Below are 18,800 nucleotides of genomic sequence, written 5' to 3'. Positions count from 1 at the left end.
GACTCCGAAAGAAGTGCTGGCCGTGGATACCTCGGGCCTGCAGGGCGTCGCCGACCGGGCCGGCCAGATTGCTGACGCTATCGTCAAAGTAGCGGGCACGCTGCACAAGACCATCCACCACGATCCGGCGTGGCAAGGCGCGGCGGCCCGAGCCGCTGAAGACAAAGCCGACCGCGAACAGACTCAGATGCGAGCGATTGCCACCGCATACGATGACCTCAGTGCCGCTTGCGCCGGCGCAGCTCGCGACCTTCAGTACCCGATAGCGGAAATCAAGACGATCTTTCAGCATTACGTCGTCCCGCCGGTTGCCGTCGCGGACGACTGGAGCACAACCGGAATACGAGATCCGAATTCCGAAGCGGGCGTACAGCTTTCTCGCCTTCCGGGACTGGCCGCCAGCCTCCGAACCGCCGATGCTCAGTGGAGCGCCGCCATCGCCACGGCCAACGACGAACTGACGAAGATGGCATCGACGACTACCTTGACGGCGATCAAGGTGGCCGATCAGAGCTTCAAATCCACAGATTCCCGCGCCGATCCGGATCGGATCCGCACCTCGGCCGCGGCGTTCCAGCAGTTGTTCGGGCGTCCGCCGACAACCGCATCCGACTGGAGTACAGCCGAGGTCCTGAACCCGAACAGCTATACCCCGGAGTTCAAGGGGGTCGGGCCCGAGATTCGTGTCGTCAAGATCACGCCCGTTCCTGGGCAGGGGGTGGTCCGATCGTCTCAGTACATCGAGCAACGTGACGTCTCCGACCCGGACCCCAACCCAGTCGATCTCAATCCCGGCGCGCGCGACTTGGGGAACAATCGAACGGCCGACCCGAACTTCGATCCCGAACATACGAAGGTCACTACGTATGTCGACTACGAGAACGGCATCGTCGTCATGCGCCAGAACCCGTCTGTCCGCGAGAACGACGACGGCAGCCCGGGCGAGGTCAAAGTTGGTGCGCCGGACGGGAAGTGTGGCAGAACCCAGACGGGTCGGTCCGCATCCAGTACGACGCGGGTAACCCACTGCCGCCCTCTTGGATGACCAAGCCTCCCGGCCTGGATGTCCACGATGTCACGGTCAACGGCGATTTGGTGTTCCAGCCCGGTCCGAACGGGGTCCAAGTGAACGGGACGCGCACCGATTACCCATCATTGGAGGTGTATTCAAGACACCCCCGACGGTCGCACGCAAACGATCGCGCTGGATCCGGCTCGATCCGGGAGCTCACTCGGCCCGGCTCTGAATCTGCCGTTTCACCATGACATCGGCGTGGGAGGTGCGGCCTTCGGTCCGTTCACCGACTGGAACGACCGCTACGATGTGCCAGGGAATCCGAAGCCGTCGACATCGTTCGGTCCGGTCACGGCGCCGCCCACCGCCCCAGTGCAGCGGATACCCGCAGGGACGGCCTGAATGACGCCCTCTTCGTCGGAAGATGCGCGGTTCTGGCGCCTCGCCACATGGGGCGTCGCGGGTTTCTTCCTGCTGCAGTTGGTGGTCATGATCATCGCGGCGCGGGTGATGCACTCGGACACCGACGGCACGATCTTCGGTTCGTTTCTCGCCGCCTCGGTGGTAGGTACCCTCATCGCCTCGCTCCTTCGATGGAAGGCGCGGGGGCCTGTCCGCGGCCTAGCTCTTGCCGCAGTGACCACCGCGGGCATATGGCTCGGGTCGTCTGTCATCATCGGATGCCTCTATTTCGCGACCAGGTAGGAGCGTCCCGTGACCCGAGAACACTCCGCTCCGCAGCACAGGCGCGAAACCTGGTTCGGCCCACTGTCATTCAGAGGGGCTGCAGTTTGCCTCACGCTGAACGTGATTCCGTTCTTCATCAACGGATACCTGATCTTCGCGCTCGTCCTGCTGTACGCGATCGAATTGATCGCCGCTGCTGTGCTCTGCGCTCGCGGAGGGCGCGCGCGACAGCTTTGCACAGGCATCGCGGTGGCGTTGGTCGGCACTGCCGGCTGCTTTGTGCTGCTCCCCGCACTGGGACGGTTGTCCTGACGGTCATCCGCGTTCTCGATCCGCCAGAAATGTGGGATCCCGGTTTCGGCCAGGATAACCGCTGACCGCTACCGTTCGTGCTTGTGCCGCACGCCGTTGCCCAGCGCCACGGCCGCTGCCAGCCACGCCCCGACACTCAGCACCGCGAAGCTGATCACGTAGGCGTGCAGCGACGGCACCCCCGTGTGACCGATGGTGAGAGCGCTCAGAATCGAGGCCGTGATGGCGCCGGCGATACTGCCGCCCGCCGTACGCACCAGTGAGTTGATCCCGCTGGCGATTCCGCTCTCGCTCATCGGAACATGCTGGACGGCAAGGGTTCCCAGCGCCGCATAGCCGATCCCGAAGCCGATGCCCTGCAGCGTATTCGAGATGACCATGTCGTAGCCGTGCGCATTCGACAGCGCCAGCCATCCGGTCGCCGCGCCGGCGAAGGCCGCGCCGATGGCCAGGGTGAAGGCGGGTCCGATGCGCGCGACGATGCGCCCGGTCCGGAAGGAGAAGAAGGTCATCAGCACCGAGCTGGGAATGCCGTAGAGACCCACGGCCAGAACCGAGCCGGACAGACCGTAGCCGACCTTGTCGGCGGGGGTCTGCACGAAGTTCGAGATCAGGGTGAAGGAGCCGAACATCGCGAAGCCCAGCAGCGCCGACGCCATATTGGCCGACAGCGAGCGCGGGCCGACCAGTAGGGGCAAGCGCACCAGCGGCTGCGCGACCTTGCGCTCCACCAGCACCCACACCACGGCCAGCACGACGGCCGCGGCGAACAGCCCGATCACGCTGGTCTCTCCCCAGCCCCAGCGCGGCCCCTCGCTGATGGCCAGCAGCAGGCACACCAGCAGACCGGCGAGCAGGACCGCGCCGAGATAGTCCGGCTGCCCGCCGTGGCGCTGCCCGACATCCTTGGCGCTCACCCCGACCAGCACGGTCGCGATGACGGCCAGCACCGCGGTTATCCAGAACACCGGATGCGGATTGGCGGTCTCGTCCGCGATGACACCGGTCACCAGCATGCCGATGGTGCCGCCGACACCCATGGTGCCGCTGATGACGCCGATGGCGGTGGTGAGCCGCTCGCGCGGGAAGGTGTCGCGAATGATGCCGATGCCCAGGGGAATCAACGCCGACGACGTGCCCTGCAGCGCCCGGCCGACGATGTAGACCCCCAGCGAAGTCGCCATCGCGCAGACCACCGAACCGACGATCAGCAGTCCCATACAGAACATCACCATGCGCTTCTTGCCGTACATGTCGCCGAAGCGCGAAAGCAGCGGCGTGGCAACGGCTCCGGTGAGCAACGCGGCGGTGAACAACCACGTCACACCCGCTACGTCGGTGTGAAGTTGCCCGATCAGCCTGGGCAGCAACGGAATTACCACCGTCTGCTGCAGCGAGACCACGAGTCCTGCCGCGCACAGCGCCAGCAGTGTCACGACCAGGTGCGCCGGCGCACCGGTTTCGGAATCGGTTCCGGTGGATCGGCCGGTGACGGTCGACGTCATCTGAGTTCCCTATCTTTATACTTACCTAACTTAAGTAAGTTGGGTAGTAGGATAACCCTGTGCCGCGTTCCGAAGGAAGTCCCGAATCGGTGGTCGACGCCGACTACATCGTGGAACTCGAGCGCGCCCTGACCCGGATCGCGCACCTGCTCACCCGGGCCAGACGGCACGATCGCACCGTGGCCGCGGCCGGGGTGAATCTCGACCGCGCGAACGTGCCGCTGCTGCGGATGCTCGCCGACGCCGCGGAGCCCATGCGCATGGGTGAGCTCGCGGCCTGCCTGGATGTGGAGGCGCCGCATGTCACGCGTCAGATCCAGCGCCTGGAACGGGCCGGCTACGTCGATCGGGTGACCGATCCGGAGGACCGCCGGGCACAGCGGGTGCGCATCACCGACGAGGGCCGGGCCACCGTCGACGCGATCCGCGCGGTGAGCCGACGTCACATGCGCGACGCGCTGGCGGACTGGTCGACCGAGGACCTGCGTCAGCTCGCGGCGCTCAACCACCGCATGGTCGACGCGTTTCTCGACAATGCCGAGCGCAACGACGCCTGGCGGCGATGACCCTCCTCAGCGCTCCTTGCGGTCGATCCGGATCCTGACGTCCGGCCACGGCGGATTCCGCACGACCGCGATCAAGGACAGCGTCGTCGCCACCAAGCCGACGAAGATGCCCAGCAGCGCGATGGCGGTGTCGTCGGTGACGGCATGCCAGCCGGTGTTCCCGTCCAGGATTACGAAGACGCCCAGCGGTCGCGCGCGCCGGAATTTTCCGCCGGGGCGCGTCACCGGGATGACCGTGGCGCCCTCGGGGGTCTGATAGGGCGTCCCGTAGACCGCCGAATCATCGCCCACCGCAGGCAGATCGAATCGCTCCCGAACCGTCATGTCGACCCCTTCCGGCTGTTGTGCGACGCTCCCGACACCACCGCGCTCTGCGGGCCACTCTAGTCCGCCCCGCGCTGCCGGGAGGCACCGTGCACGCAAGGAAACGGCCCGCAGCAGATGTGCTGCGGGCCGTTTCGGGTCCGAACCTGCGCCACCACCGATGCGGTGGTGACGCCTCGATCGTTAGAGCGCCTTGAGTTCCTCGGTGACGGCTCCGACGGATTTCTTGGCGTCGCCGAACAGCATGGAGGTGTGGTCGGCGTAGAACAGCGGGTTGTCGATGCCGGCGAAGCCGGAGTTCATCGACCGCTTCAGCACGATCACGCTCTTGGCCTGATCGACGTTGAGCACCGGCATGCCATAGATCGGGCTGGAGGAGTCCTCGCGCGCGGCGGGGTTGGTGACGTCGTTGGCGCCGATCACCAAAGCCACGTCGGTGCGCGAGAATTCGCCGTTGATGTCGTCCATTTCCTTGAGCGCGTCGTAAGGGACCTCGGCCTCGGCCAGCAGCACGTTCATGTGGCCGGGCATGCGACCCGCGACCGGATGGATGGCGTATTTGACCTCGACACCCTTGGCCTCCAGCAGCGAGGCCATCTCCTTGACCGCGTGCTGGGCCTGGGCGACTGCCATACCGTAGCCGGGCACCACGATCACCTGGTTGGCGTAGGCCATCTGGATCGCGGCGTCGGCGGCCGAGGTGGCCTTGGCCTGCTTCTGCTCACCGCCACCGGCCGCGGCGGCACCGCCGCCACCACCGAAACCACCCGCGACGATGGCCGGGATGGACCGGTTCATGGCCTTGGCCATGAGGTTGGTCAGGATGGTGCCGGACGCGCCGACGATCATGCCGGCCACGATCATCGCGGTGTTGTTCAATGCCAGACCCGCGGCCGCCGCGGACAGACCGGTCAGCGCGTTGAGCAGCGAGATGACCACCGGCATGTCCGCGCCGCCGATCGGCAGCACGACCATCAAACCGAGCACCGCGGCCAGCACCAGCAGCAGCACCATCCACCACCACGGCGCGCCGTCCTTGGTGGCGCCGATGCCGATCACCACGGCCGAGGCGACCGCGCCCACCAGCAGCAGCAGGTTGACCGGCTGCTGCAGTTTGCCGAGCCCGATCGGGCGGCCGGGCAGGATCTCCTGCAGTTTGCCGAACGCGATCAGCGAGCCCCAGAACGACACCGAACCGATGATCGCCGCGAACAGCGAACCGATCACGATGTGCACGGTGGGCTGCTCGTGCAGCTGCGAAAAGCCGTCGCTGTCGATGAATTCCGACCACGCGATCAACGCGACCGTGCCACCACCGACACCGTTGAACGCCGCCACCAGCTGCGGCATCGCGGTCATCTTGGTGAACTTCGCCGGCGGAACACCCAGCGCCACACCGACAACCAGGCCCGCGATGATGATGATCCAGTTCGAGGTGTCCCGGATGGAGATGAACGTCGCGATCACCGCGATGCCCATACCGACCGCCGCGATCCAGTTACCACGCACCGCGGTCTTCGGGCCGGTCAAGCCCATCAGACCATAAATGAACAGCGAGAACGCGACGATATAAAGGATATTGACCAGATTGTCCATCGGTTACTTACCCGCCTTCTCACCCGCAGCGGGCTTCTTGCCCTTGAACATCCCCAGCATCCGGTCGGTCACCACGAAACCACCGACCACGTTCAGCGTTCCGAACACCACCGCGACGAACAGAATGATCTGCGTGAGCACCGACGGGTGCTCGACCTTGCCGAGGGTGACCAGCGCACCCAGCACCACGATGCCGTGAATGGCGTTGGTGCCCGACATCAGCGGGGTGTGCAAGGTGTTGGGCACCTTGGAGATCACCGCGAAACCCACGAATCCGGACAGCACCAGAATCGCGATATTGGCCAAAAGCTCGGTATACATCAGCCCTGCTCCTCGGAATCGGCGGGACGGCTCGGCGCACCGGCCACACAGGAATCGGCGAGCACCTGGTCGCTGAAATCGGGCTCGAGCTCGCCGTCTTTCAGCATCAGCTCCAGCAGCGCCGCAATATTCTTCGAGTACAGCTCCGAGGCGTGCTCGGGCATCGTCGCCGGCAGATTCAGCGGCGAGCAGATAGTGACACCGTGGCGGACCACCGTCTTACCGGGCTCGGTCAGCTCGCAGTTGCCGCCGGTCTCCCCCGCCAGGTCGATGATCACACTGCCGGGCTTCATCCCCTCCACCGCCGCGGCGGTCACCAGACGCGGCGCGGGGCGACCCGGGACCAGCGCGGTGGTCACCACCACGTCGAAACCCTTGATGGCATCTTCCAAAGCCTGCTGCTGCTGGGCCTTTTCGTCCTCGGTCAGCTCGCGGGCGTAACCACCCTCGCCGGCCGCATCGATACCCAGATCCAGCCACTGCGCACCCACCGACCGCACCTGGTCGGCCACCTCGGGCCGCACGTCGTATCCGGTGGTGCGCGCACCGAGACGCTTGGCGGTCGCCAGGGCCTGCAGACCCGCGACACCCACACCGAGCACCAGCACCGTCGCCGGCTTCACCGTGCCCGCCGCGGTGGTCAGCATCGGGAAGAAGCGCGTCGACTCCGACGCCGCCAGCAACACCGCCTTGTACCCGGCGACATTGGCCTGCGAGGACAGCGCGTCCATCACCTGCGCACGCGAGATGCGCGGAATCGCCTCCACGGCGAACGCGCGCACGCCCGCGTTCTGCAGCGCCCCGATCTTGTTGTCGGCGTTGCGCGGAGCCAGGAATCCGATCAACGTCTGGCCCTGGGACAGTTTGGCGATCTCGGCGTCGTTGGGCGGGGCCACCTTCACCACGACCTCGGCCTGCCACGGATCACCGATCGTCGCGCCCGCGGCCTCGTAGGCTTCGTCCGGAATCAATGCCCCGACACCCGCGCCGGCTTCGACGACGACCTGTACACCCTGCTTCACCAGGCTCGGGATGATCTTCGGCACCAACGCGACGCGTCGTTCGTCGGCATTGGTCTCACGAACCACACCGACACGCGTGCGGTGCGACGCGCGACTGTCGTCGCCGGGCTGCGCGCCCTCGTTCGCGCCCTGCGTTGTCTCCACTGGTCAACTTCCTTACTTGTGACGGCAAGCTGGCCCCCTGATGTCCAGGTGGGCCGCCTGTTGGGTCTGGCCGAGCGGAACTTACTTTTCAGTAAGGTCCGAAATAATTCTCGCAACTGTACCCGGCAGGCCGGTGAGATTAGTTGAGATCAACATCACATCAGACCACGGCTTTTCCCTCGATTGCCGCTTCACGCAGCGCAGAAGCGGGCTATGCCGGGTGCGCCTTACGCCGTAATGTCTGCGTGGTGAGTGGCTGTATCTTCTGCCGGATCGCCGCGGGCGACGCGCCGGCGACGCGGATCTACGAGGACGAGCGCGTGTACGCCTTCCTCGACATCCGGCCGATCACCCGGGGGCACACCCTGGTGATTCCGAAAAGCCATGCCGCCCACCTCGACGAACTCGACGCCGAACTGGGCGCGGACCTGTTCCGCGTGGGCCATCGCATCGCAAAGGCGTTGCGGCGCAGCGATCTCGGCGCCGACGGCGCGAATCTCGTACTCAACGACGGTAAAGCGGCCTTCCAGACGGTGCATCACGTCCACCTGCACGTGGTGCCGCGCCGCGGTGGTGACCTGTTCACCTTCGCCCGCGGCTTCCTGCTGCGACGGCCACACGATCCGACGGCCACCGCGGCCGCGCTTCGCACCGGGCTCGACCGGCTCGGCGCGGAGCCGGACCGACTCGACCCGACCGACAGGGAGACTCGTTCATGAGCACAGCCTCACTCGACCGCGCCGAACTGACCAGTGCGCTCTCCGGCCAGTGGGATGTGCTGGCGGAACTGACCGCCGGATTGGACGAGGACCGCTGGCGGCTGCCGTCACCGCTGCCGGGCTGGACGATCTTCGATGTGCTCGCCCACGTCGTCGGCACCGAATCGATGCTGCTCGGCGAGTCGCTGCCACAGGTGGACAGTGACGTCCACGCCTTCGACCACGTCCGCAACGACACCGGAGCGCTGAACGAGATGTGGCTGGAATCGCTGCGGCCGCTGCGCGGCGACGAACTGCTGCGGCGGTTCACCGAGGTGACCGACCGGCGCCGCGCCGCGCTGGCGGCAGTCGACGAAGCCGCCTGGACCGCCGATATCCAGTCCCCGATCGGGGTGGTGCCCTACGGCAGGTTCATGCGGGTGCGGTTGTTCGACTGCTGGATGCATCAACTCGACATCACCGACGCGCTCGGCGGCGATGCGAAAGCCCTGGGTATGGACGAAGGCGGCCGGCGCGCCGAGATCGCGCTGGACGAGATCGAACCCTTCCTCGGGCGCGTGGTGGTCAAGCGGGGCGGCGCGCCCGACGGATCCCGCATCACGATCGAGACCACCGGTCCCGTCGCCCGGACCGTCCACATCCGCGTCGACGGGCGCGCGGACGTCGTCGCGGCCCTCGATCGTCCGGCCGACACCGTCGTTCGGCTGAGTTCGAGCCTGTTCGCCCGCCTGTGCGGCGGACGCACCGCCGCCGCGGATCATCGCGACGAGATCGAGGTCGACGGCGACCGCGCACTGGGTGAGCGGATCGCCGCGAATCTCGCGTTCACCATCTGACTCGCCGTGCGACTCTTCCTGTCCAGCTACCGATTCGGCGCCCACTACGACCGGTTCGCCGAGCTGGTCGGCGGTCCGGGGCCGATCGCGGTCGTTCCGAACGCCTGCGATGCGTGGCCGTCCGCGTGGTCCGGCGCGGTGACCAGCGATCTGGTTCCTCTGCGGCGCAGCGGTTTTCGGCCCGAGGTGGTCGATCTGCGCGATTACATCGGTCGTCGCGCCGAATTGGAGCGGGTGCTGCGCGGATATCCGGCGCTGTGGGTTCGCGGCGGCAATACCTTCGTCCTGCGGGCTCAGTTCGCCCGCAGCGCGGCCGATCTCGTTCTGCGTGACCTGTTGGCCGAGGACGCGCTGGCCTACACCGGGTACAGCGCGGGCGCCTGCCTGCTCACTCCCGACCTGCACGGCCTGGAGGATGCCGACGATCCGGCCGAGGTGCGGCTCGCCTGTGGTATCGATCCGCGCTGGGACGGACTGGGACTGGTGGACCGGGCGATCGTGCCGCATGTGGATTCGCCGGCTACCGATCCGGAAGGCCACGGCACCCGCCTGGCCGCCCGTTTGCGCGCGGCGGGAACGCCGCACTGGGCGCTGACCGACGACGATGCCGTCGTGGTCGACGGTGCACGCACCGAGGTGCTGACCGCAGCCGGCTGACCCGGCACGGTCCGGCCGCGATCGTGCTCACCCGAGGGTGATACCCGTTCGCTCACACCGTTTTTCGCCCCATTCGTACAGCGCGGTCAACACCGGAACCAGGCTGCGCCCCTCGGCGGTCAGATCGTATTCCACCTGTGGCGGGACGGTGTCGAATACGGTCCGGCTGACGAGACCGTCGGCCTCGAGCTCGCGCAGTTGCTGCACCAGCATCTTCTCGCTGGTCGAGGGCATGGCCCGGCGCAGGTGACCGTAGCGCCGCACCCCCTCCTTCAAATGCGCGAGGATCACCGGTTTCCACTTCCCACCGATCAGGTCGACAGTGACCTCGACCGGGCAGTAATACCGCCGCTGCGACATCGCGCTCACCTACTTACCGAAAAGTGCGCTCTTGTAACACTGTAATCACGGGACTTGCATGGATCTCATGAAAGTTATCGCCTTCGACCGCTTCAAACCCGGGGTCACGCTCGAGACCATCACACCGTATCTGCCCGAGGAGGTCGCGAATGTGTGGCGCCTCTGGAAGGCCGGAATCGTCCGGGAGAACTACGCCCGTGCGGACGAATCGGGTGTGGTGATCGTCTTCGAGGTGGACAGTGTCGCGGAGGCCCGGCGCTATGTGGACGATTTCCCGTTGTCCAAGAAGGGCTTTCTGGAATGGACCTACGTTCCGGTGACCGCCCCACTCCCGCTCGAGGCGCTCATGGACGCGTCGGTCGACACGGCCGAACCCTACGATCGGACCAGGTGAGCATATGCGGCATGCATTCGGACTCGACATCGCCCTGACCGTGGCGGACGCGTGCGATCCGGCTCGGACCGCGGTGCTGATCTACGACATGCAGGTCGGCATCGTCGGTCAGATCGCCGCCGGGCAGCAGATCGTCGATGCCTGTGTCCGGCTTCGGGATACGGCTCGAGCCAACGGTTTTCGCGTGTTCTACACCCGGCACATGTCACTGCCGCCGGCCGCGGCCGGGGTGGCGCAGCTGCGGACGGCCATGGCGTGGCAGCGCGTGGACGATCCGAGCCGGGTGCGTTCGATGTTCCCGCAGGGCTCACCGCAGTATCACCTGGTTCCGGAGCTGACCCCCGGCCCGGACGAGGTGGTTTTCGACAAGATCACCATGTCGGCCTTCGCGGGCACACCCCTGGATATCGCCCTGCGTGACCTGCGCATCGATACCGTCGTGATCGCGGGGATCGCCCTCGAGGTCGGGATCGAGCCGACGGTGCGGCATGCCATCGATCTGGGTTATCTGCCGATCACGGTGACCGACGCCTGTGGCGCCGGACATGCCGATGCAGCCGAACGGTCATATGCCGCAATGGCTTTCGCCGGCGGATCGCTGACAACCGACCTGGCCACCCTCGAGACGGAGATCGCCGCGCGGCGTTAGCGGGTGTTCGGCTCAGGATTCCTCGTGCGGCGCCACGATCCGGCGCGCGGCGTCACGCACCCAGTTGCGCAGCTCCGCCGGATCGTCGGGGCCGCCGACGACGAACCGCCGGGATTGCGGGAGCGCCTGCTGATAGTTGATCAGCCCGGTCAGCAGGGTGAGCAGATAGCCGGGCGGCATATCGTCGCGCAGCAGTCCCCGCCGTTGTGCGGCCTCGACCTTCTCGATCTTGTCCCGGTAGCGGCGCGCGCGGGCCTCGCCGGCGGTCACCTGGTCCGGCGCGAGTTCCAACGCCTCCCACATCTGCAACCGGAGGAATTCCGGATGTTCGCGGTGGTAGGCGATATGGGCGTCCACCCAGGCATCGATATCGTCGATATCGGTCGAGACCGCCGCGGCCACATCGAGCATCGCCTTCTCCAGCACCTGTTCGAACAGGTGCTGTTTGTCGCCGAAGTAGGCGTAGATCAGCTGCTTGTTGGCCTTGGCGTTGCGGGCGATGCGATCCACGCGGGCACCGGCGATCCCGTGGGCGGCGAACTCCTCGGTCGCCGCCTCGAAGATGCGGGCCTTGGTGGCCTCGGGATCGCGCGGGGGCATGCCATCGATGCTAACCAACCAATTGGTTGACACGACGTCGCGGGCGCTGGAATAGTTCTAACCAACCGGTTAGTTACATCCCGTGCGGAGACCGATCCGCATCCCGCGGCGCAGCGCGGCGCCGTCGATACTCTCGACCGATTCCGGGGAGTCCGATATGCCCACCCTCGAAACACACACCGCCCCACCACTTCTGCGTACGCCCCCGGCCGAGCCCGTGCCCTACCCGGCGCGCTGGCGGGTGCTGCCGGTGGTGCTGAGCGCCATGTTCATGGCGATGTTCGACTGGTTCGTCGTCAATGTCGCCACCTCCTCGCTGCAACACGATCTGAACGCCGGTGAAGCGGCGCTGGAACTGATCGTCGGCGGCTACGGCTTCGCCTACGCCTCGGGCCTGATCACGGGCGGCCGGCTCGGCGACCTGTTCGGCCATCGGCGCCTGTTCGTCGTCGGCATGCTGGCCTTCACGGTGGCGTCGCTGCTCCGCGGCCTCGCACCCAACGCCTGGGCGCTGGTCGGGGCACGCGTCCTGCAGGGCGGCACCGCGGCGCTGATGGTGCCGCAGATGCTGGCCCTGATCAACACCCTGTTCCCGCCGCTCGAACGGCCCCGGGCGATGGCCGCGTTCGGCGCCACCATCGGCCTCGGCGCGGTCGCGGGCCAGGTGCTCGGCGGCGTCCTGCTCGACGCCGATCTGTTCGGCTGGGGCTGGCGGACCATCTTCTACATCAACGTGCCGATCGGACTGGTCGCGGCCGCCCTGGCCGCACGCTGGCTGCCCCGCACCGGCAACACTCGTCGGGCGCGGCTGGATCCCGTTGGCGCCGTGGGTATTTCCGCGGCACTGGCACTGCTGCTGATTCCGATCACACTGGGCCGGCCGGAGGGCTGGCCGCTGTGGACCTGGGTGTCGATGGCGGCCGCGGCGCCGGTGCTGCTGGCGACCCTGCGTTACGAGAACCGGCTGGCACGCCGCGGCGGGGAACCGGTCCTCGACACCGCCATGGTTCGCGAACGCGGCTTCAGTCTCGGCCTCGTGATCGCGGGCGGCTATCTGACCTTCTTCGCCGGATTCATGCTCTGCCTGACCCTGATGCTGCAGGGCGGCCTCGGATTGTCGCCGCTGCGTGCGGGTTCGGCGTTCGCGCCGCTGGGACTCTGCTTCGCGGGCAGTTCGCTGTTCCTGGCACCGCGGGTCGCCAACCGGTTCGGGAACCGGGTCATGGTGATCGGAACCTGCACCAGCCTGACCGGCCTGGGAATCACCCTGGCGGTGCTGGCCGGCATGGGCACGCAGGTGAGCGCCCTCGCGTTGATTCCGGGCATGATGATCGTCGGCCTCGGCAACGGGATGACCATCCCGTCGGTGGTCTCGGCCGTCCTGTCCTCGGGCATCCCCGCACCGCAGGCCGGGATGGCGGCCGGCGTGCTCACCACCGCGCAGCAGTTCGGAAACGCCATCGGCGCAACCGTTCTCGGCGTCATCTTCTTCTCGGCGCTGGGTGCGGTGCACACCACCGGCAGCTATGTGACCGCCATGGAGATGGCCGCGGTAGCCGGGATCGCGGTCCTCGCTGTGGTGCTCGCCGCCGCGCTGGCGCTGCCGCGGCACACCCGCTGATGCGCTCGATGCCCCCGGCTGACCGGCCGGGGGCGGGGCCGGTTACAGGTACAGGCCGGTGCCGTGTTCGGGGCGTTCGCTCGCCACCGCGTGCAGATCGCGCTCGCGCAGCACCAGGTAGGCCTGACCCTGCACCTCCACCTCGAACTGGTCCTCGGCGCTGAACAGCACACGGTCGCCGACGCCCACGCTGCGCACATGCGAACCCACCCCGCTGACCTCACCCCAGGTCAGCCGCTTGGCCACCTGCGCGGTGGCGGGAATCAGAATGCCGCCGCTGCTGCGTCGTTCGCCCTCCTCCTGGGAGACGCGAACCATGATCCGGTCGTGGAGCATCTGGATCTCTAGCTTGGCATCGGACACCGCGGCAGTGTACTGCGCACGGATCCCGCACGAGCACGTAGGTTCGGGGTGTGGACATCGCAACACTCGCAGACCGGCTTCCCGACGGCACGGTCGTCACCGATCCCGACATCCTCGCCGGGTACCGCCACGACCGCGCGCTCGATCCACAGGCCGGAATGCCGGCGGCACTGGTCCGGCCGCTGACCACCGAACAGGTCGCGACCGTGGTCGGCTGGGCGCACGAACATCGGGTGCCGCTGGTGCCGCGCGGCGCCGGAACCGGACTGTCCGGCGGCGCGACCGCGCAGGACGGCGCCCTGCTGGTGAGTACCGAACGCATGCGGGAGATCACGGTCGATCCGGTCACCCGCACCGCCGTCACCCAGCCCGGACTGCTGAACGCCGAGGTCAAACGGGCGGCCGCCGAACACGGACTGTGGTACCCGCCGGATCCGTCGTCGTTCGAGATCTGCTCGATCGGTGGCAACGCGGCCACCAACGCCGGCGGGCTGTGCTGCGTGAAATACGGCGTCACCACCGACTACATCCTGGGCATGGAGGTGGTGCTCGCCGACGGCACGGTGGTGCGGCTGGGCGGGCCTCGACTCAAGGATTCCGCCGGGCTGTCGCTGACCAAACTGTTTGTCGGCAGCGAGGGCACCCTCGGCATCATCACCGAGCTGACGCTGCGGTTGCTGCCCGCCCAGCCGCAGCAGAGCACCGTGGTCGCCACGTTTTCCACCCTGACCGCGGCTACCGCGGCGATCGAGGCGGTCGCGGCCCGGCTGCGTCCCTCGATGCTGGAATTCATGGACTCGGTGGCGATCAACGCCGTCGAGGACGAGATGCGGATGGGACTCGATCGCGAGGCCGCAGCCATGCTGGTGGCCCGCTCGGACGCTCCCGGCGAATACCGGGCCCGGGAGGCCGCGATCATCGCCGAGGCCTGCGAAAGCGCCGGAGCCGCCGAGGTTTTCCGGACCGAGGATCCCGAGGAGGGCGAAGCGTTCTGCGCCGCACGGCGATTCGCCATCCCCGCGGTGGAACGCAAGGGTCCGCTCCTGCTCGAGGACGTCGGCGTGCCGCTGCCGCGCCTGGGCGAGCTGGTCACGGGTATCGCCGAGATCGCCGCGCGGCGGGAGGTGCTGATCTCGGTGATCGCGCACGCCGGTGACGGCAACACCCACCCGCTGATCGTCTACAACCCCGCCGATGCGGACGAGACCGCACGCGCGCATCAGGCCTTCGGCGAGATCATGGACCTGGCCATCGCGCTGGGCGGCACGATCACCGGCGAACACGGCGTCGGCCGGTTGAAGAAGGCGTGGCTGCCGGATCAGGTCGGTCCGGAGGTGATGGATCTGACCCGGCGCATCAAGGAAGCCCTGGATCCGCACGGCATTCTCAATCCGGGCGCGGTGCTCTGAATTCGGGCCGGCCAGAAAAATCTCGCAAACCGGACAGTCGACAGCTAGGCTGCGAGATCTCGGTTCGCTCGCCTGGTGAGCGGCCCCTATCGAAAGTCTCCCGAGGACACATGTTCAAGAGCCTGCCCGCCGTGTTCGCCGCTGTGACGACCGCTTCCCTGCTGATTCTCCCCGCGGCCACCGCCCAGGCGAAGTCTCCGGCCTGCGATCGAGCCATCGCCATGGTCAACGCGGGCGTGCAGATGAGCGGCGGCACATTCGACGCCGAGACGGCCCGGGCCCTGCACGATCGGCTGTGGACCGTCGGCGATCTCGCCGTGGGTGACGAGCGGGCGGCGATCACCGGATACGCCGATGCCCTGATCGACGACAACGTCACCGACCTGCAGCCCTTCACCGACGAGCTCAATCGCGTCTGCGGCAGCTGACCCGCGCGCGGAACAAATCGTGGCGACGAGGGAGTTCTATCTGATATGACGACCAGGCTCGAGCACAATACGGCCGCCGGCCGCTACGAGATCTACATCGACGACACGCTCGCCGGATACGCGGACTACGCCGAGAACAGCGTGGGCGACAAGCCGATTCGCGATCTCAACCACACCCTCACCTTCCCGGAGTTCCGCGGGCGCGGAGTGGCGGCGCAACTGGTCGAATACGCGCTCACCGACTGCCGCGACAACGGCTTCGCCGTCGTGCCGACCTGCTGGTACGTGGAGCAGTACATCGGCGACCATCGCGAATACGCCGATCTGGTCGCCTAGCGGTCCTCCTGCGGCGCCGCGGTCGTCCGCGGCCGCCGCATCAGATGCGGCGCCGCCAGACGAGGAACTGGCGGTCGCCGACCGTCCCCATCGCCTCGATCACGGCGGCGTTGTCGAAGCCCGGTAGTTTCTGCAGGCGGGCCAGGAACTCGGTGTCGGCAGCGGAATGCGGGACCACGCAACCGTTCCCGCGCACACCGATCAGTACGAAGAACACGTCGTCGGCGAAGGGACCGTCGGCGGTGGTGATGATACGCACCTCGGTCAACTCCAGCCAGGTGACCTCTTCGATTCGCCCGTTGTCCAGGGTGCGGCGGACGAACCTGTCGGTGATCTCCACGCCTGCCATGCATCAATAGTGCGCTGCGAAAGCCGTTGGGACAATTCCGAATTCGCCCGATTGCGATTGAACGAACATTTGAAATTGCATCTGAAAGTACTTCGCAGAGATTTTCGTGGCACTACCGTTCTACCAGCGAAAATTGCCGGTAATTCACTGAATTCGGCGCTTCGATACCGTAACGCGTCCTGACAACTCACCGCGCGCGACGCGCCACGAGGCAGCGCCGCATCGGTTCGATGTCACAAGCGAACGCGGGCGGCGCCGAGTCGTTCCCCGGCGCCGCGCGCGTCGTCGATCGGGTCTGCGATCAGCGCAGCAGCTGGCGCGACATGACCAGACGCTGAATCTGGTTGGTGCCCTCGTAGATCTGGGTGATCTCTCAGCCCATTCCGGCTGAGCTGGGAGTTCGAGCTGAAAACCGCTCCTGAGGTGCGTGTATGCATCTCAGGAGTTCTCGCCTGTTCTGGGGCGTTTCCAGCCTTGTACGGCCTGGGGACGGCCTAGCGGATAGGTTGTCTATCCGCCCCTGACTGCTCTCCCCCGCCTTCCTCATACTGGCCGCCCTCAGCGGAAGTCGGGCGTGTCAAGGATGCGTAGCACCGCGTAGCGGACGCCGTAGGTGGTCCTTGACTCGTTCGGCTGGAGCGAGACGATTGGGCCATGAGGAAGGTGGGGAATCCGAACTGAAACCGTGGCGGTGACCCGGTGCGGACGGAAGGACGTCATCCGCACCGGGTGACCGGTGGTTGCCCCGGATAGCCAGGATTCCGGGGCTCCGGCCTGGAGTCGGCGTCGTTGGCGACTCACTGCCCGACATCGTCGGCGGGCGGCCGGAAGTTGGTGGGGGCCGAAGCCCCCAGGTCGGTCAGCCCCAACCGTGGTCGGCGTCGTCGAGCGCCTGGTGGAGTGCCTCGGAACCGGGCGGGTAGGTGGCGAAGCAGTCGGAGCAGAAGTGGTAGTCGGCGGTGAGGTAGGTGGCCTCGGTGTCGCAGATGCTGCAGGAGAAGTAGGTCTTTCCGCCGATCTCGCCCTTGATCCGCGGCTGGTTCGTGATAGTCCTCGGATAAGCCAGGACAGCGCGGCCGGGAAGGACACTGGCGGGCAACACGATCGGCGGAAAGACCTACGGCGGCGAGATGCGCTGGGACGCGGCCACCGGAGGCACCGCCGACTACCGCTTCTGCGGAGGTGAGAGACGATGCCTGCCCGGTTCCGAGGCACTCCACCTGGTGACCACAGCCGGTCGACTGGGCTGGGTGTCGGCGGATTCGGCCCTCGGCTGCGGGAGGCCATGTCGGGTACGGCAGACGTCGCGCCCACACTGCTCGGTCGATGCCAGAAGCGGCCAGAGAAGAACAGGTGGCGTTCTACCACGTCGCCAGAGCGGCGCCGACGCGCCCGACGCGCCCGCCTGCCGCAGCTTGCGTAGGCCGGCGGTTGCGCGGCGCCGCGTGGCGGCGCCGATCGGCGGCGCGAAGCGCCGCCCTTGATCCTATATAGCCAAATTCGGCAACAACCTCGCAGACGTGGGCGGCCCGTCTGACAGCAAAACGGCTGGGACTCCGGCCATTCCGTGACGAATCGCTCGGATGTCCCAGCCGTTGGCGACTGGATCGGGTGCCGCTACTGCGTAGAGTCGCGCACCCAAGCGGCGTATCCGGGGTGGATGTCGCTGACGGGTACCGCGACTACCTGCGGCGTGTCGTACGGATGTTTCTCGTTCGCGCGCTCGATGATCGCCTGGACCAGAGACTTCCGGGTGTGCAATATGACCAACGCCTCGTTGTCGTCGGAAACACCGCCTTCCCAACGGTAGATGGAGCGCACCGCAGGGATGATATTGCCGCAGGCTGCGAGGCGATCTTCCACCAGATGGCGGGTGAATTCGGCCAGCCAGTCCGCATCCTCGGCAGTAATTGTCACATCAACTAATTCGTCCACGGGAAGCTCCGTTCGTTTCGATCAGGCGTTCGACAATGGCCTTGGCATCATCGGGGTTGCGAGCAATCGCACCCCAGCCGACAACAATCTCACCGTCGTAGCTCAGGCCGACCCATTTGCCATAGGCGGTCTGACCGTGCGGGTGCAACGCGAGATACATCGACCCCTTTGAGCGGACCGCGCCGTCCGTCGCGCGATACCAGCCGATGAGGGCTTCGTTGTCCCACAGCCGCACCTCACCACGCCACGCGTAGGTGCCGCCTTCGAGATCTACCGAGACGGCGCGGCTGGCATCGAGGTGGATGCGGTCGCCCTGCTGAGTGGCCTGCATCGTGTGAACGTCAACGCGCGGCACGCCGTCCTTTGATGTCTCCCAAGCGGCCCACCAGTCGCCATTCAGATTGAGGCCGGTAGGGATTTCGCCGGCCAACTCGGCCAGCGAGATTTCGAGGGCATCCGCAAGCTTGATCGCAACAGAGAAGGCGGGTTCTTGCTCTCCGCCTTCGTAGCGCGTCACCTGCCTGAGGTTCACGCCGATTGCCGCCGCTAGCTGCGACTGAGTGAGGCCAAGCTCGTTTCGTCGGGTCTTGATCACCTCCGACAGGGATGACTTATTCATGGATTCCTTCGCTCAAGTGGTTGCGTATAGGAC

At 66.6% G+C, this 18,800-nt stretch carries 25 protein-coding genes and 1 pseudogene; 13 read left to right on the top strand and 13 right to left on the bottom strand.

The genetic code is table 11. From position 1 onward, the window contains the following. Positions 1 to 13 precede the first annotated feature (13 nt). The 3 genes from IG65_RS34400 to IG65_RS0105100 all read left to right on the top strand — a co-directional run bounded on the left by IG65_RS34400 (position 14) and on the right by IG65_RS0105100 (position 2,014). Positions 14 to 1,045: a hypothetical protein gene (locus tag IG65_RS34400; RefSeq protein WP_051755366.1), complete on the top strand. Its 1,032-nt coding sequence runs from the start codon at positions 14 to 16 to the stop codon at positions 1,043 to 1,045. A 372-nt stretch (positions 1,046 to 1,417) separates the two neighbouring features. Then, entirely contained in the window at positions 1,418 to 1,720 is a 303-nt protein-coding gene (locus tag IG65_RS0105105) for a hypothetical protein (protein WP_030513649.1), read from the top strand. Between the two features lie 9 nt (positions 1,721 to 1,729). Continuing rightward, positions 1,730 to 2,014, top strand: a complete 285-nt coding sequence (locus tag IG65_RS0105100) for a hypothetical protein (protein ID WP_156055488.1) — start codon at positions 1,730 to 1,732, stop codon at positions 2,012 to 2,014. Between the two features lie 68 nt (positions 2,015 to 2,082). On the opposite strand, the gene IG65_RS0105095 is transcribed toward IG65_RS0105100, so the two are convergent. After that, the gene (locus tag IG65_RS0105095) at positions 2,083 to 3,519 is read right to left on the bottom strand and encodes an MFS transporter (protein WP_030513647.1); all 1,437 of its coding nucleotides are present in this window, start codon (positions 3,517 to 3,519) and stop codon (positions 2,083 to 2,085) included. Between the two features lie 59 nt (positions 3,520 to 3,578). On the opposite strand from IG65_RS0105095, the gene IG65_RS0105090 reads away from it, so the two are divergent. Continuing rightward, positions 3,579 to 4,085, top strand: a complete 507-nt coding sequence (locus IG65_RS0105090; protein ID WP_051755360.1) for a MarR family winged helix-turn-helix transcriptional regulator — start codon at positions 3,579 to 3,581, stop codon at positions 4,083 to 4,085. A 6-nt stretch (positions 4,086 to 4,091) separates the two neighbouring features. Here IG65_RS0105090 and IG65_RS0105085 read toward each other — a convergent pair whose 3' ends face one another. From IG65_RS0105085 to IG65_RS0105070, 4 genes are all read right to left on the bottom strand, one after another. Continuing rightward, complete coding sequence (locus tag IG65_RS0105085) at positions 4,092 to 4,409, bottom strand: hypothetical protein (RefSeq protein ID WP_030513645.1); 318 nt, start codon at positions 4,407 to 4,409, stop codon at positions 4,092 to 4,094. Positions 4,410 to 4,592: 183 nt separating this feature from the next. Beyond that, positions 4,593 to 6,005 carry an NAD(P)(+) transhydrogenase (Re/Si-specific) subunit beta gene (locus IG65_RS0105080; protein ID WP_030513644.1) on the bottom strand — a complete coding sequence of 471 codons (1,413 nt, stop codon included), beginning with the start codon at positions 6,003 to 6,005 and terminating at the stop codon, positions 4,593 to 4,595. A 3-nt stretch (positions 6,006 to 6,008) separates the two neighbouring features. Further along, the gene (locus IG65_RS0105075; protein ID WP_030513643.1) at positions 6,009 to 6,326 is read right to left on the bottom strand and encodes an NAD(P) transhydrogenase subunit alpha; all 318 of its coding nucleotides are present in this window, start codon (positions 6,324 to 6,326) and stop codon (positions 6,009 to 6,011) included. After that, positions 6,326 to 7,414, bottom strand: a complete 1,089-nt coding sequence (locus IG65_RS0105070) for a Re/Si-specific NAD(P)(+) transhydrogenase subunit alpha (RefSeq protein WP_051755399.1) — start codon at positions 7,412 to 7,414, stop codon at positions 6,326 to 6,328. The genes IG65_RS0105075 and IG65_RS0105070 overlap by 1 nt, the downstream gene beginning before the upstream one ends. A 326-nt stretch (positions 7,415 to 7,740) precedes the next feature. Here IG65_RS0105070 and IG65_RS0105065 point away from each other — a divergent pair, with 326 nt between their 5' ends. Genes IG65_RS0105065 through IG65_RS0105055 form a run of 3 tightly spaced genes read left to right on the top strand, consistent with a single transcriptional unit; the run spans position 7,741 to position 9,704 of the window. Continuing rightward, on the top strand, positions 7,741 to 8,211 hold the full coding sequence (locus IG65_RS0105065; RefSeq protein WP_030513641.1) for an HIT family protein: 471 nt from the start codon (positions 7,741 to 7,743) through the stop codon (positions 8,209 to 8,211). After that, complete coding sequence (locus IG65_RS0105060) at positions 8,208 to 9,047, top strand: maleylpyruvate isomerase family mycothiol-dependent enzyme (RefSeq protein WP_030513640.1); 840 nt, start codon at positions 8,208 to 8,210, stop codon at positions 9,045 to 9,047. Before IG65_RS0105065 ends, IG65_RS0105060 begins: the two co-directional genes overlap by 4 nt. Positions 9,048 to 9,053: 6 nt before the next feature. Then, positions 9,054 to 9,704 (top strand): Type 1 glutamine amidotransferase-like domain-containing protein, encoded by a 651-nt coding sequence (locus IG65_RS0105055; RefSeq protein WP_030513639.1) that lies wholly within the window; start codon positions 9,054 to 9,056, stop codon positions 9,702 to 9,704. Positions 9,705 to 9,731: 27 nt separating this feature from the next. Here IG65_RS0105055 and IG65_RS0105050 read toward each other — a convergent pair whose 3' ends face one another. Continuing rightward, complete coding sequence (locus IG65_RS0105050; RefSeq protein WP_030513638.1) at positions 9,732 to 10,064, bottom strand: helix-turn-helix domain-containing protein; 333 nt, start codon at positions 10,062 to 10,064, stop codon at positions 9,732 to 9,734. A 67-nt stretch (positions 10,065 to 10,131) separates the two neighbouring features. On the opposite strand from IG65_RS0105050, the gene IG65_RS0105045 reads away from it, so the two are divergent. Next, complete coding sequence (locus tag IG65_RS0105045) at positions 10,132 to 10,458, top strand: hypothetical protein (protein ID WP_030513637.1); 327 nt, start codon at positions 10,132 to 10,134, stop codon at positions 10,456 to 10,458. A gap of 4 nt (positions 10,459 to 10,462) precedes the next feature. Continuing rightward, positions 10,463 to 11,107: a cysteine hydrolase gene (locus tag IG65_RS0105040; protein ID WP_030513636.1), complete on the top strand. Its 645-nt coding sequence runs from the start codon at positions 10,463 to 10,465 to the stop codon at positions 11,105 to 11,107. Positions 11,108 to 11,119: 12 nt separating this feature from the next. On the opposite strand, the gene IG65_RS0105035 is transcribed toward IG65_RS0105040, so the two are convergent. After that, positions 11,120 to 11,707 (bottom strand): TetR/AcrR family transcriptional regulator, encoded by a 588-nt coding sequence (locus IG65_RS0105035; protein WP_030513635.1) that lies wholly within the window; start codon positions 11,705 to 11,707, stop codon positions 11,120 to 11,122. A gap of 157 nt (positions 11,708 to 11,864) precedes the next feature. On the opposite strand from IG65_RS0105035, the gene IG65_RS0105030 reads away from it, so the two are divergent. Next, positions 11,865 to 13,328 (top strand): MFS transporter, encoded by a 1,464-nt coding sequence (locus IG65_RS0105030; protein ID WP_030513634.1) that lies wholly within the window; start codon positions 11,865 to 11,867, stop codon positions 13,326 to 13,328. Between the two features lie 42 nt (positions 13,329 to 13,370). Here the strand turns inward: IG65_RS0105030 and IG65_RS0105025 are convergent, their stop codons facing one another. Then, the gene (locus IG65_RS0105025; protein ID WP_030513633.1) at positions 13,371 to 13,691 is read right to left on the bottom strand and encodes a co-chaperone GroES; all 321 of its coding nucleotides are present in this window, start codon (positions 13,689 to 13,691) and stop codon (positions 13,371 to 13,373) included. 50 nt (positions 13,692 to 13,741) lie between these two features. Here IG65_RS0105025 and IG65_RS0105020 point away from each other — a divergent pair, with 50 nt between their 5' ends. From IG65_RS0105020 to IG65_RS0105010, 3 genes are all read left to right on the top strand, one after another. Next, a complete protein-coding gene (locus IG65_RS0105020) occupies positions 13,742 to 15,100 on the top strand; it encodes an FAD-binding oxidoreductase (RefSeq protein WP_030513632.1) in 1,359 nt (452 codons plus the stop codon). Between the two features lie 110 nt (positions 15,101 to 15,210). Then, the gene (locus tag IG65_RS0105015) at positions 15,211 to 15,528 is read left to right on the top strand and encodes a hypothetical protein (RefSeq protein WP_030513631.1); all 318 of its coding nucleotides are present in this window, start codon (positions 15,211 to 15,213) and stop codon (positions 15,526 to 15,528) included. 45 nt (positions 15,529 to 15,573) lie between these two features. Beyond that, a complete protein-coding gene (locus IG65_RS0105010) occupies positions 15,574 to 15,864 on the top strand; it encodes a GNAT family N-acetyltransferase (RefSeq protein ID WP_030513630.1) in 291 nt (96 codons plus the stop codon). A gap of 40 nt (positions 15,865 to 15,904) precedes the next feature. On the opposite strand, the gene IG65_RS0105005 is transcribed toward IG65_RS0105010, so the two are convergent. The 5 genes and pseudogenes from IG65_RS0105005 to IG65_RS34395 form a co-directional block, all read right to left on the bottom strand. Then, the gene (locus IG65_RS0105005; protein WP_030513629.1) at positions 15,905 to 16,213 is read right to left on the bottom strand and encodes a hypothetical protein; all 309 of its coding nucleotides are present in this window, start codon (positions 16,211 to 16,213) and stop codon (positions 15,905 to 15,907) included. Positions 16,214 to 16,514: 301 nt separating this feature from the next. Further along, a pseudogene (locus IG65_RS38910) lies at positions 16,515 to 16,586 on the bottom strand (hypothetical protein); the annotation flags it as partial. A 486-nt stretch (positions 16,587 to 17,072) separates the two neighbouring features. Next, positions 17,073 to 17,315: a hypothetical protein gene (locus IG65_RS0104995; protein ID WP_030513628.1), complete on the bottom strand. Its 243-nt coding sequence runs from the start codon at positions 17,313 to 17,315 to the stop codon at positions 17,073 to 17,075. Between the two features lie 515 nt (positions 17,316 to 17,830). Further along, complete coding sequence (gene cutA / locus IG65_RS0104990; protein WP_030513627.1) at positions 17,831 to 18,148, bottom strand: divalent-cation tolerance protein CutA; 318 nt, start codon at positions 18,146 to 18,148, stop codon at positions 17,831 to 17,833. Then, positions 18,132 to 18,767 carry a helix-turn-helix domain-containing protein gene (locus IG65_RS34395; RefSeq protein WP_197039783.1) on the bottom strand — a complete coding sequence of 212 codons (636 nt, stop codon included), beginning with the start codon at positions 18,765 to 18,767 and terminating at the stop codon, positions 18,132 to 18,134. The genes cutA and IG65_RS34395 overlap by 17 nt, the downstream gene beginning before the upstream one ends. Positions 18,768 to 18,800: the final 33 nt, after the last annotated feature.

The sequence above is a fragment of the Nocardia sp. NRRL WC-3656 genome (assembly GCF_000720265.1).
GTDB lineage: Bacteria > Actinomycetota > Actinomycetes > Mycobacteriales > Mycobacteriaceae > Nocardia > Nocardia nova.
The sequence above is the reverse complement of the archived record's forward strand: the minus strand, read 5'-3'. Positions and strand labels throughout refer to the sequence as shown.